Source organism: Lutimonas saemankumensis (assembly GCF_020171465.1).
In the GTDB taxonomy this organism is placed as follows: domain Bacteria; phylum Bacteroidota; class Bacteroidia; order Flavobacteriales; family Flavobacteriaceae; genus Lutimonas; species Lutimonas saemankumensis.
In genome coordinates this window covers 260,221-273,095 of the sequence record NZ_JAIUZR010000004.1, presented here as the reverse complement: position 1 = coordinate 273,095, position 12,875 = coordinate 260,221, and the positions used below count along the sequence as shown (strand labels likewise).

8 protein-coding genes are annotated in these 12,875 nt (G+C 39.2%); 2 read left to right on the top strand and 6 right to left on the bottom strand.

Annotated features, from left to right (window positions below):
• Positions 1-18 precede the first annotated feature (18 nt).
• From obgE to secDF, 4 genes are all read right to left on the bottom strand, one after another.
• Complete coding sequence (obgE, locus tag LCM02_RS08950) at positions 19-1,032, bottom strand: GTPase ObgE (RefSeq protein WP_224928309.1); 1,014 nt, start codon at positions 1,030-1,032, stop codon at positions 19-21.
• Positions 1,033-1,142: 110 nt separating this feature from the next.
• Positions 1,143-1,715: an adenylate kinase gene (locus LCM02_RS15990; RefSeq protein ID WP_394369937.1), complete on the bottom strand. Its 573-nt coding sequence runs from the start codon at positions 1,713-1,715 to the stop codon at positions 1,143-1,145.
• A 27-nt stretch (positions 1,716-1,742) separates the two neighbouring features.
• The gene (hpt, locus tag LCM02_RS15985) at positions 1,743-2,282 is read right to left on the bottom strand and encodes a hypoxanthine phosphoribosyltransferase (RefSeq protein ID WP_394369936.1); all 540 of its coding nucleotides are present in this window, start codon (positions 2,280-2,282) and stop codon (positions 1,743-1,745) included.
• Between the two features lie 141 nt (positions 2,283-2,423).
• Positions 2,424-5,402 carry a protein translocase subunit SecDF gene (secDF, locus tag LCM02_RS08940; RefSeq protein WP_224928306.1) on the bottom strand — a complete coding sequence of 993 codons (2,979 nt, stop codon included), beginning with the start codon at positions 5,400-5,402 and terminating at the stop codon, positions 2,424-2,426.
• A gap of 157 nt (positions 5,403-5,559) precedes the next feature.
• On the opposite strand from secDF, the gene LCM02_RS08935 reads away from it, so the two are divergent.
• Positions 5,560-7,233, top strand: a complete 1,674-nt coding sequence (locus LCM02_RS08935) for a formate--tetrahydrofolate ligase (RefSeq protein WP_224928303.1) — start codon at positions 5,560-5,562, stop codon at positions 7,231-7,233.
• Positions 7,234-7,326: 93 nt separating this feature from the next.
• Complete coding sequence (locus LCM02_RS08930) at positions 7,327-9,210, top strand: M61 family metallopeptidase (protein ID WP_224928300.1); 1,884 nt, start codon at positions 7,327-7,329, stop codon at positions 9,208-9,210.
• 87 nt (positions 9,211-9,297) lie between these two features.
• Here LCM02_RS08930 and LCM02_RS08925 read toward each other — a convergent pair whose 3' ends face one another.
• Together LCM02_RS08925 and gyrB are read right to left on the bottom strand one after the other, a co-directional pair.
• On the bottom strand, positions 9,298-10,233 hold the full coding sequence (locus LCM02_RS08925; protein ID WP_224928296.1) for a malate dehydrogenase: 936 nt from the start codon (positions 10,231-10,233) through the stop codon (positions 9,298-9,300).
• Between the two features lie 83 nt (positions 10,234-10,316).
• Positions 10,317-12,254 carry a DNA topoisomerase (ATP-hydrolyzing) subunit B gene (gyrB, locus tag LCM02_RS08920; RefSeq protein WP_224928293.1) on the bottom strand — a complete coding sequence of 646 codons (1,938 nt, stop codon included), beginning with the start codon at positions 12,252-12,254 and terminating at the stop codon, positions 10,317-10,319.
• Positions 12,255-12,875 lie beyond the last annotated feature (621 nt).

The window sequence follows — 12,875 nt, the reverse complement described above, 5'->3', positions numbered from 1 at the left end:
AGAGTTAAGGTCCTGATTTTATTTTGGATCAAGATGGGTATTTTCGTTTAACAAGGCCCATAATTTATCTTTCAGTTCCGTTATTCCTGTTTGTTCCAAAGAAGATATAAAAATGTGTGGCAGATCCTTAGGGATTTCTTTCTCGAGTTCAGATTTTAATTCTTCATCCAGCATATCGGATTTTGAAATTGCCAGTAGGCGGTCTTTGTCAAGTAACTCAGGGTTATGTTTACGAAGTTCATTGAGCAGAATATCATATTCCTTTTGAATATTGTCGCTATCGGCAGGTATCAGGAACAGAAGGCTCGAATTTCGTTCAATGTGCCTTAAAAATCGATGTCCTAACCCTTTTCCCTCAGCGGCACCTTCAATGATTCCGGGAATGTCTGCCATTACAAAACTTTTGAAGTCTCTGTACTCGACGATCCCTAGGTTTGGTTTCAGGGTTGTAAATTCGTAATCGGCTATTTTAGGCTTAGCTGAAGTCATAACAGACAACAAAGTTGATTTTCCCGCATTTGGAAATCCTACCAGTCCCACATCAGCTAAAAGCTTAAGTTCAAGCTGGAACCAGCCTTCAGTTCCTTCGAGCCCAGGCTGTGCATATCTTGGGGTTTGATTCGTGGCTGATTTGAAATGCCAGTTCCCCCGGCCACCTTTTCCTCCTTCACAAAGAATAATTTCTTGCCGGTCTTCAGTGATCTCAAAAAGAATTTCCTGGGTTTCACCATCTCTGACAACTGTACCCAAAGGAACATTGACATAGATGTCTTCTCCATCTTTTCCTGTGCTTCTGTTTTTACTTCCGGCACCACCATGTTCGGCCTTAAAATGTTTTTTGAACTTAAGGTGAAATAAGGTCCACATGTTCTTGTCCCCTCGGAGGATCACATGTCCCCCACGGCCGCCATCACCACCATCCGGACCTCCTTTTGAAATATACTTTTCTCTGTGCAAATGCACAGATCCCTTACCACCCTTGCCGGATGCCGCAAATATCTTAATATAATCTACAAAGTTTCCTTCCGTCATTTTTGGTGGAATAAGGGGATTAGTGTTTTTCTTGCAAATTAATAAGGTCTTTCTCCGATTTTTTACATGAGCAAAGCCTCATTATCATCATTTTAAAAATGAATCAATTTTTATAATGAATCGATTACCTTCTCCAGTTTTGAAGTAATTTCATCTATAGAACCCACTCCGTCAACTCCGTAGTATTTATCTTGTTTCTGGTAGTAGTCCTTTAGAATCGCTGTTTTAGATTCATATTCATTGAACCGGTTCCTGATCTTTGATTCATCCTGATCATCTGACCTGCCGCTTGTTTTTCCTCTGTTCAGTAATCGTTCAACCAAGAGGTCTTCTGGCACTTCCAGGGCAACCATTCCATCAATACCAGTATTTTTTTCCTTTAGAAAAGCATCCAGGGATGCTGCCTGGGACTCCGTTCTTGGGAAACCATCAAAAATAAACCCTTTGGCCTCCGGATTATTATTTACTTCTGCCTTTAACATATCAATCGTTACCTCATCGGGAACAAGGTCTCCTTGATCCATATACGATTTAGCCAGCATTCCCAGTTCTGTTTGGTTTTTGATATTGAACCTAAAGACATCTCCCGTTGAAATGTGTACAAGATCGTATTTACTTTTTAACAATTCAGCCTGAGTACCTTTTCCAGCACCCGGAGGTCCGAACAATACTATATTTTTCATTTCAATAATTTATTTTAGTTTTTCTGATTAAACTTTTAACTGATAAATATCGGGAAGATTTCTTCCCAGGCCATCATAATCGAGCCCGTATCCAACTACGAACTTATCTTCTATGGACTTGCCGATGTAGTCAATAGGCAATTCCTTTCTAAATACATCCGGTTTAAAGAACAAGGTGGCTATTTTAAGCGTCTTCACCTGTTTATCTCGAAAAATTTCATAGATCTCCGCCAGGGTATTACCGGTGTCAATAATATCCTCAAGAATAATTACCGTTTTACCTTTCAGGTCTTCATTTATTCCAACGAGATGCTTGATCTTCCCTGTTGAATTAACTCCTTCATAAGAGGCCATTTTGACAAAAGTTATATGGCAGTCTCCTTTAAATTTCTTTAAAAAATCAGCTGCAAACATAAAAGAACCGTTTAGGATTCCTATGAAAATAGGAACATCACCATCTTCAAGGTCAGCGGTAATTTGATTTGCAAGAAACTCAACGTATTTATCAATTCTTTCACTGCTTATGAAGGGAACAAAATGTTTATCGTGAATTTGAATACTGTCCATTTTTAACAAGCTGAGAATTACAGAATATTATTATTTCTTTCAATGCTTAAAAGAAAATGCAAAAATAGGTAAAAAGTAAAAACCTTTTAGGAAATATCTCCTAAAAGGTTTTTAAATTATTTATCAAAGATACCAGGGTTCTTAGCTCTTCTTTTTCTTGTTCAATTTTTCCGTTGTATCGTACATAATCGGTGATGCAATGAACAATGACGAGTAAGTACCAACGATGACCCCGACAATCAGTGCAAACATAAATCCTTTGATCGAGTCACCTCCAAAAATAAAGATGGCCATTAAAACAATAAGCGTCGTTAAAGACGTATTAACTGTACGTCCCAGGGTACTGCTCAAGGCCGTATTTACGGTTCTTGAATATTTCCACATCGGATGTTTGTTGTCAAATTCCCTGATACGGTCAAAAATAACCACAGTATCATTAAGCGAGTAACCTACCACGGTTAGTATGGCAGCAATAAAAGACTGTCCGATCTCCATGTCAAACGGAAGGATTTTGTAGAACAATGAAAAGATCGAAAGAACAATTAAAACATCATGGAACACCGCCGCAACTGCTCCAAGGCTGAACTGCCATTTTCTAAACCTGATCAGGATATAGATAAATACAACGATGAGGGAACCAATGATCGCCCAGAACGCTGCCTGTTTGATGTCATCGGCAATCGTCGGTCCAACCATATAGAATTCCATGATCCCTAAATTAACTTCTTTATCTCCGGGTTTGAATTGCTCATAACTCAAACTTTCAGGGAAATAAGCACCTAATCCATTATAAAGCAACTGCTGAATTTCGTCTTCAACTTCTACTCCGTAGTCATCTATTTTATATTTTGTTGTGATTTTCAACTGATTTGCCGATCCAAAAGTTTTCACCTCAGGAGAACTTTCAAAAGCATCTTTTAAACTGCTTGCAATTTCAGGTGGACTTACATTATCCTCGAAACGAACTGTATAAGTTCGGCCTCCTTTGAAGTCAACCCCGTAGTTTAATCCGTTGGTAAACAATGATCCCAGGCCAATAATAAGGATGATACCTGAAATGATAAAGGACATCTTTCTTTTTTGAAGGAAGTCAATATCAATTTCCTTAAACCAGTTTTTTGTAATATTTGTATTGAAGGTCAGTTTTCTGTCTTTGTTGTTTACGTACCATTCAATCAGCAATCTTGTTATGAATATTGCCGAGAACAGTGAAGTAACTATACCTATCATTAATGTAGTAGCGAATCCTTTTACAGGCCCCGTACCAAATACATATAATATGATACCCGTTAACAAGGTAGTTATATTCGCATCGAGAATTGATGATAACGCTCCTCCGAAACCATCATTTATGGATTCCTTGAGCCCTTTTCCCTTATTCAATTCTTCTTTGATTCTCTCGTAAATAAGCACGTTGGCATCAACCGACATACCAATGGTCAAAACGATACCAGCAATACCCGGTAAGGTCAGAACCGCACCAAACGAGGTTAGGACACCGAATATGAAAAGTATGTTAAGAGCCAGCGCAATATCCGAGAAAATACCTGCTTTTCCATAGTAAAATACCATCCAGATCAGAACAATGATCAAAGCTATGATAAATGAGTAGGTACCGCTGTCAATAGCTTCCTGACCAAGTGACGGGCCAACTACATCAGATTGGATTATTCTCGCCGCTGCCGGAAGTTTACCAGATTTCAAGGCGTTGGCAAGATCCTGGGCCTCATCAATCGTGAACTGGCCCATGATAGAAGTTCTTCCTGTGGTGATTGCATCATTGACACGAGGTGCTGAATAAACATAATCATCAAGCACAACAGCAACAAATTTTCCAACGTTGGCCGTGGTCATTTTGGCCCATTGTTTGGTCCCTTTACTGTTCATGGTCATACTCACCTCAGGATTAGCACCTAACTGGTCAAAAACCTGACTTGCATCAGAAATAACATCTCCCTGTATAGGAGCTTCGTCGTTTCTGTTTGATTTTAAAGCATATAAACTAATAAAGTCATTATTGGATTTAGCATCCCAGGCAAACTTCGCGTATTTCTGTTCAGCAGGCAACAAGGCTCTTATCTCTTTCATTGCCAGATACTGATTGATCTCAGCCGTATCTTTTACACTGGCCGTTGCAATTGCAGAGCTTATGTCATTTTGAGTCTGTGGAAAACGTGGGAAAAGTTTACTAAATAGTGGATTTGCAGTTTCGAAATCTACTGAATCCTTTACCTCTCCAAGCAGGTCATCTATTTCATCCTCTTCACTTTGGGCAGTATCCTTTGCTTCTTCAACGTCTTCTTCTACTTTTAGGATTTCAGCCAGTTTCGTATTGGCAGACAGGAAGAACTGAGAAAGTTCCTGATTGGTAAATACTTCCCAAAACTGCAATTCAGCAGTACTTTGCAATAGTTTTCTGACACGATCAATATCTTTTGCCCCGGGCAGTTCAATTAAGATTCTTCCCGATTCTCCTATTCTTTGAATATTTGGTTGCGTAACTCCAAAACGGTCAATACGACTTCTTAAAACCTCAAAGGCAGTGTTGATGGACCCTTTTACCTCTTCCTGAAGGATCGGCTTCACCTCATCGTCGGTCATTTTAAAGTTGATCTTATCTTTTAGGGATTTGTTTCCAAAGATTGATGGATCACTCAGCTTTACAGAACCCTGGCTTGCCTTATCGAACTCTTCGTAAAACAACTGTAAATAATCTTTATCACTGTTCTTCTGAGCCTTTGCAGCATTGTTCAATGCCTCATTGAAAACAGGATTTTTTGATTCATTGGAAAGACCGAAAAGAATATCTTTTACAGAAACCTCTAGGATCGCATTGATTCCTCCTTTAAGGTCAAGCCCCAGATTGATCTCTTTTTCTTTTACCTCGTTATAAGTAAATTCAGCAAAACCCAGATTCACAACAGGGGTATTTGCAACCGAATCCAAGTATTCTCTCTCCATTTTGACCAACCCTTCCGAATCAGTGCTTTCTGCTTTTGACTCTGCATAGATAACAGCATCTTTCTCAACATTTTTTGCAAACCATGTGAATGACAACTGGTACAAACATACCACACTCAAAATGACAGCAAATAATCTAATAAGTCCCTTGTTTTGCATTCCTTATTCTATTTAAATAATCTTATTTTTGATTTAATCGGGCAAATATACTCAAAAGATTTAGCTTTAAAAGAAATAAGCCCTATAATTTTCAGCCAATTGGGACATATGTCCAAGACATTTTTTTTGCTACCTTAGACAACCAAAAATCAGGAAAATGAAATACAAATCAGACATTGAAATTGCTCAGGAAGCATCATTGGTTCACATAAAAGAAATAGCAGCAAAACTTAACGTTGATGAGGATGATCTGGAGTTATTCGGAAAGTATAAAGCCAAACTGCCACTTGACCTGATTGACGAGGAAAAAGTGAATAAAAATAACCTGGTACTGGTAACAGCAATTACACCTACTCCTGCGGGAGAAGGTAAAACAACGGTTTCAATTGGTTTGACAGAAGGATTGAACAAGATAGGTGAAAAAGCAGCCGTTGTTTTGAGAGAGCCTTCACTGGGCCCGGTTTTCGGTATCAAGGGAGGTGCGGCTGGAGGGGGTTATTCTCAGGTTGTCCCCATGGAAGACATTAATCTGCATTTTACCGGGGACTTCAATGCTGTGGAGAAGGCAAATAATTTACTCTCGGCCCTAATCGATAACAACCTTCAGGCTCCAGATAATTTAAACCTGGATCCAAGGACCATATTTTGGAAAAGAGTCATCGATATGAATGACAGATCCCTAAGACAAATCACTATTGGCCTGGGCGGAACTGCCAACGGCGTGCCAAGAGAAGATGGTTTCAATATTACACCGGCATCAGAGGTCATGGCTATTCTCTGTATGGCGACAGGTTTTGAGGATCTGAAAAAAAGATTAGGCGACATTTTTGTAGGATTTACATATGACAAAAAACCGGTTTTTGCCAGGGATCTGAAGGCAGAAAATGCCATGGCGATACTTTTAAAGGACGCCATTAAACCGAACCTTGTTCAAACCCTGGAGCAAAACCCAGCGATTATCCATGGGGGCCCTTTTGCGAACATTGCTCAGGGGACAAATACTATTCTGGCGACGAAAATGGGTTTATCCCTGTCTGATTATGTTGTAACCGAGGCTGGTTTTGGAGCGGATCTTGGGGCAGAAAAGTTTTTAAATATCAAATGTGCAGCTTCAGGATTGAACCCTAAGTCCGTTGTTTTAGTGGCTACGATCAGAGCCCTTCGTCATCATGGAGGATCTGCCAAGGACAAGGTTAATGAACCAGACCCATCGCTGGTTTCCAAGGGGTTGGCAAATCTTGAAAAGCATATAGAAAATGTCAGAAAATTCAGAATTCAACCCGTGGTTGCCATCAATTCTTTCATGAACGACACAGAGGAAGAGATTAATCTGGTGATAGAAGCCTGTAAGGATTTGGGGGTCAAGGCCGTGGTTTCTAATGGATGGGCAAAAGGAGGAGAAGGAACAACCCAACTCGCAAAGGTGGTTAAGGAAACTGTTGAAAATGCAGATTCAGAGTTTCAGCCATTATATAACTGGAAGTCACCGGTAAAGGAGAAAATTGAAACCATTGCAAGAGAGATATACGGGGCGACAAGTGTTTCCTATGACAAAAAGGCTAAGCTCAATTTAAGAAGGATCGAACGATTGGGATTTAATGATTTTGCTGTTTGCATGGCCAAAACACAAAAGTCCTTTTCAGATGTTGAGAGTCTTGTGGGAAGACCCGAGGATTTCGAAATTACAGTTCGTGAGATCGAAATAGCAGCAGGTGCCGGATTTATCATTCCAATATTAGGAAAAATGATGCGAATGCCTGGTTTACCCTCCCGACCTGCTTCAGAAAATATGTCAATCGATGCTGAGGGTCTTATTTCAGGATTGTCCTGATGATGAATATTAACATTTTTTTAAGTATTAGAAATGTATCAATAGTTGATTTTTGGCACTTATAAGCAAATTATTAAACCAAAATCAAAGTATATGAAACATTTTTTACTTATTTGTTTTAGTATGGCCTTAGTGCTTGCAAGTTGCGGCCCTGCTAAATCAACAGGAAATGATCTCGCCGTTAACAATCCAATCGAAACCAGTATCAACTTAACAGAAGTTAAAGATGATAAAGTTCCTGTAATGATCAATCCGGGTAGAATTACCTTGGATACAGTGGTTTTCAGGCTTCCAAGAGTGGTACAGGGAACTTATGCAATAAGTGATTTCGGAAGTTTTATCGAGGACTTTCAAGCCATTGATTATGATGGAAAAGAACTGAGATCAAAAAAAATAGACACAAATACCTGGGTGATCTATGAAGCCGCGAATCTGGAAAAGATTCATTATTGGGTCAATGATACATTTGATGTTGAAAGTACTGGCCAGGCTGCACCATTTTCTCCCTCGGGCACCAATATAGAAGAAGACAATTATGTTTTAAACCTGCACGGATTCATTGGTTATTTTGATTCTCTAAAGTCAAATTCCTATGTTTTGGATGTTACCGCAGCAGCCGAATTTGATAGAACTTCTGCGCTTCAGCAAGTTGAGGAGGTAGTTTCAGAGGACGGTAAAGTGGTAACGACAAGATACCAGGCTACGAGGTATTTTGACATCACTGATAACCCTATGATGTATGGAAAACTGGATGTAGAAGAATTTATGGTGGGTGACATCAAAATAGTTCTAAGTGTTTATTCTCCTAACAAGATTCACTCCGCAACAAGTTTAAAAGAAACGATGTTTAAGATGATGGAGGCCCAAAAGAATTACCTGGGAGATCTAAACAGTACAGAACGCTATGACATTTATGTTTATCTCGCGGGGAAAAATGCAGGAGCACCAACTGGATTTGGGGCTTTGGAACATCATACTTCAACCGTTGTTGTCATGCCGGAATCTATGCCGAAAGAAGGGTTGGAAAAACAGCTGATCGATATTGTATCGCATGAATTCTTTCACATATTATCTCCACTTTCGGTTCATTCAGAAGATGTTCATTATTTTGACTATAATCAGCCAACTTTCTCTAAGCACTTATGGATGTATGAGGGCCTGACGGAATATTTTGCAAATATATTCCAGATCGATCAGGGACTTATATCTGAAGAGGAATTCTATAATAAGATGATGAATAAGATTAATACGGCCTCTTCTTTAGATGATACAATGAGCTTTACCGAAATGAGTGAAAACATTCTGGAACAGCCCTATGCCAGGAATTATTATAATGTTTATCAGAAAGGAGCCTTGATAGGCATGTGCCTTGATATAATTTTAAGAGAAGAAAGCAATGGTGAAGTCGGCATCCTTTCTGTAATGAAAGAATTATCAGCAAAGTACGGAACTGATCAGCCATTTGATGATGATAAAATTATAGAGGAGATCGTGGCCATGACCTACCCTTCCGTAGGAGAATTTTTTGATAATCACGTAATTGGTGGGACACCAATTAATTATTCAAAATACTTCGAGAAAGTAGGATTAGGGATCAATGAATCAAAGATCGAAACCAATTACGTGCAGAACGCGGGAAAAATGATTGTTCGAGGTGACCGTGAAGCAGGTGTAGTCAAGTTTAATGATCAGGTTGTCAATAACAGTTTCTGGAATGAGGCAGGTGCACAACCTAACGATATCATAAAGAATATAGATGGCGAAGAGGTAAGCATGGAAAATGCCAATGCTGTTTTTGGTCAGGTATTTGGATGGAAGCCAGGCCGTGATATACGTGTAATCCTGCTTCGTGATGGAGAAGAGGTGTTAATCGAGAAAACCTTGACTACATCGTATACCATGGGTGAGCTATTAGGAAGAAATTCCGATATAACTGAAGCTCAGCAGGCATTATTGGAAAAATGGCTCAAGGGATAAGATTAAAATCTCGTGTAAATTTTTAGTATATAAAAAAAGCCGTGTTTGTTAAAACACGGCTTTTTCTTTTAAAAGAACCTGAAGAAATTAGCTTACAACTTCTTCCAGTAAACTGTTCGTTTTACTTACGGCATCTGCACTTGACTGAAGTTTTTCTTTTTCAGCTTCATCAAGATCAAGCTCTACAATGGATTCAATGCCGTTTTTACCAATGATACATGGAACACCGATAGAAATATCATTAAGTCCGTACTCACCTTCTAATAAAGCTGAACATGGGAACATTTTTTTGTGATCGCATGCAATGGCTTGTACCAAAGCTGATACCGCTGCTCCAGGAGCGTACCACGCACTCGTTCCTAACATCTTGGTCAAAGTAGCTCCACCCACTTTGGTTGCTTCTGCAACTTCAGAGATTTTTTCTTCGGATAAGAATTTACTTACCGGAACACTGTTTCTTACAGCAAGCCTTGTTAGCGGGATCATACCTGTATCACTATGGCCTCCGATTACCATACCTTCCACGTCAGACGCCGGGCATTCCAAAGCTTCTGCAAGACGGTATTTGAATCGTGCACTGTCTAAAGCTCCACCCATACCAATGATTCTGTTCTTTGGTAACCCTAAAGCTTTATGTGTTAAGTAAGCCATAGTATCCATAGGGTTACTCACCACGATAAAGATCACATTAGGAGAGTGTTCAAGAACATTCTTTGCCACCGTTTTAACGATTCCTGCATTGATCCCGATCAATTCTTCTCTTGTCATACCCGGTTTACGCGGAATACCACTTGTGATAACAGCAATATCACTATTCGCTGTCTTGGAATAGTCATTTGTGCTTCCTGTTATCAAAGTGTCAAACCCGTTTAAGGATGCACATTGCATAAGATCCATAGCTTTACCTTCAGCATAATTTTCTTTAATGTCGACAATGACAACCTCTGAGGCGAAATCTTTAATTGCGATGTATTCGGCACAGCTTGCTCCAACCGCTCCTGCACCAACTATAGTTACTTTCATAATTCTAGAATTTATAATTAATTAATATGTTTGTTCAAAAATCTATAAGACCCAAGTTCCTGTGAGAATCTTGGGTCTTTCTGTTATATGTCAATATTGGCGTAAACAGCATGTTTTTCAATGAATTCACGACGGGGAGGAACATCATCTCCCATTAACATCGAAAACACTCTGTCCGCTTCCGTTCCGTTTTCAATTGACACCTGTCTCATGGTCCTGTACTCCGGATTCATGGTAGTGTCCCAAAGTTGTTCCGCGTTCATTTCTCCAAGACCTTTATACCTCTGGATACTCCCTCCTCCAAATTTCTCAATGATCGCATCTCTTTCCGCGTCGGACCAGGCATACTCTTTTTTTGCTCCTTTCTTTATGAGATAAAGTGGTGGAGCCGCAATATAAATATTGCCATTCTCCACAAGTTCTCTCATATAGCGAAAGAAAAATGTAAGTATAAGTGTAGCAATGTGGCTTCCATCGACATCCGCATCACACATGATCACAATTTTATGGTATCTTAACTTACTTAAGTTAAGTGCTCTTGGATCTTCTTCGGTTCCAATGGTTACTCCTAATGCAGTATACATGTTTTTGATCTCTTCATTCTCAAAAACCTTGTGCTGCATAGCTTTTTCAACATTAAGAATTTTACCTCTTAAAGGAAGTATAGCCTGAAAATTTCTGTCACGACCCTGTTTTGCAGTTCCGCCTGCAGAATCACCCTCAACCAGGAAGATCTCACATCTTTCAGGGTCATTCCAGGCACAGTCTGATAGTTTTCCCGGTAAACCACCACCTGACATTACAGTTTTCCGCTGAACCATTTCTCTGGCTTTGGTTGCCGCATGTCTGGCTTGAGCCGCCAGGATAACTTTTTGAACTATTGTTTTTGCGTCATCAGGATTTTCTTCAAGATAATTGGTAAGCATTTCAGAAACTGCCTGGCTAACTGCAGCACTCACTTCCCGGTTGCCCAGTTTTGTTTTGGTCTGTCCTTCAAACTGTGGTTCGGCAACTTTTACCGAGATAATGGCGGTTAGTCCTTCTCTGAAATCATCACCTGCTATATCAAACTTCAGCTTGCTTAACATACCTGAATTTTCGGCATATTTCTTTAAAGTATGTGTTAAACCTCTTCGGAACCCGGATAAATGGGTTCCACCTTCGTGCGTGTTGATGTTATTTACATAGGAGTGAAGATTTTCGGTATAAGAGGTGTTATAAACCATTGCCACTTCTACAGGTATACCATTTTTTTCACCTTCCATGCTTATCACATCTGCCGTAAGCTGCTCCCTGGTGGCATCCAGGTACTTTACAAACTCTCTTAAACCATCTTCACTGTAATACTCTTCATGGATATTGTTACCTTCTTCGTCCTTGGTTCTTCTATCTGTAATCGTAATTGTCACCCCCTGGTTCAAGTAGGCAAGTTCTCTTAACCTGGCTGAAAGAATCTCGTAACTGTAAACTATTTCAGTCTGAAAAATAGTATCATCAGCCAAAAAAGTAACTTCAGTACCATTTTCCGCTGAGTCCCCAACGGTTTTTACAGGATACAACGTTTTTCCTTTTTCATATTCCTGCTGCCAAATCTTGCCTTCTCTGAAAACGGTTGCCTTCAGATGATTGGAAAGGGCATTTACAACAGATACACCTACACCGTGCAGCCCTCCGGATACCTTGTACGAGTCTTTATCAAATTTTCCTCCCGCACCGATTTTGGTCATAACGACCTCCAAAGCTGAAACACCTTCTTTTTTATGAGTCCCAACAGGTATCCCACGGCCATTATCCCGAACAGTAATTGAATTATTTTCATTAATAAAAACATCTATTCGATCACAATGCCCTGCCATGGCCTCATCAATGGAATTGTCAACTACCTCATAGACCAAATGATGAAGGCCTCTCGAGCTGACGTCTCCGATGTACATGGAAGGCCTCATTCTGACGTGTTCCATGCCTTCTAAAGCCTGAATACTATCTGCTGAATATTGATTTTTGTTAGTTTCTTCACTCATATTTTTCAGTTCTCTTTTTGTGCTAAAATTTAAAACGTACAAATATAAGAAAACCCTGAATTTTAAGCCTGTTTTTTATGCTTTTTAAAGGGTCAAGTTATCAACATTCCGGTACTTTTTTAAAGCGAAGAAAAAAGAGTTTGAGAAGGAAACAAAATCATAAAAAAAACCTGTCTGAATAGCTCAAACAGGTTTCTTTTTTCGTGCAAATTAAAATAGCTTAATATTTGTTTATTTGCCCTCGTCAATCCTTTTTAATATCATTCCCCTCAGTCCAATATCAAAAATAAGATCAACTATATAATAAACTAAAAGTTTACTTTGTTACTATGAAATTAACTCAAGCTCAGAACTTGAGTTTAAAATCCTGGTAAAAATAGAAATCAATTCTGAAGAAAATCTGAAGTTTTGCTCAGAATTGAAGTAAATATTATGAAAGGCCCGTAAAATATAGCCTTTACAGGCCTTTTAAAGTTAATCAAAACAGCTTAATGTTTCAATTGAATGCTTTTATCTTTAAAAAGGGTCCTATTCCCCTCAAAATATATCCTTTTTAAAAGATAAAGCTGATATCTTCTTCATATTTCAGTATTCATAGCATGAATTTTTGAACGTTCCGAA

Excerpts from the sequence above, each read along its gene's own strand:
- obgE (WP_224928309.1), bottom strand. The coding sequence starts at position 1,032 with ATGACGGAAGGAAACTTTGTAGATTATATTAAGATATTTGCGGCATCC.
- LCM02_RS15990 (WP_394369937.1), bottom strand. The coding sequence starts at position 1,715 with ATGAAAAATATAGTATTGTTCGGACCTCCGGGTGCTGGAAAAGGTACT.
- hpt (WP_394369936.1), bottom strand. The coding sequence starts at position 2,282 with ATGGACAGTATTCAAATTCACGATAAACATTTTGTTCCCTTCATAAGC.
- secDF (WP_224928306.1), bottom strand. The coding sequence starts at position 5,402 with ATGCAAAACAAGGGACTTATTAGATTATTTGCTGTCATTTTGAGTGTG.
- LCM02_RS08935 (WP_224928303.1), top strand. The coding sequence starts at position 5,560 with ATGAAATACAAATCAGACATTGAAATTGCTCAGGAAGCATCATTGGTT.
- LCM02_RS08930 (WP_224928300.1), top strand. The coding sequence starts at position 7,327 with ATGAAACATTTTTTACTTATTTGTTTTAGTATGGCCTTAGTGCTTGCA.
- LCM02_RS08925 (WP_224928296.1), bottom strand. The coding sequence starts at position 10,233 with ATGAAAGTAACTATAGTTGGTGCAGGAGCGGTTGGAGCAAGCTGTGCC.
- gyrB (WP_224928293.1), bottom strand. The coding sequence starts at position 12,254 with ATGAGTGAAGAAACTAACAAAAATCAATATTCAGCAGATAGTATTCAG.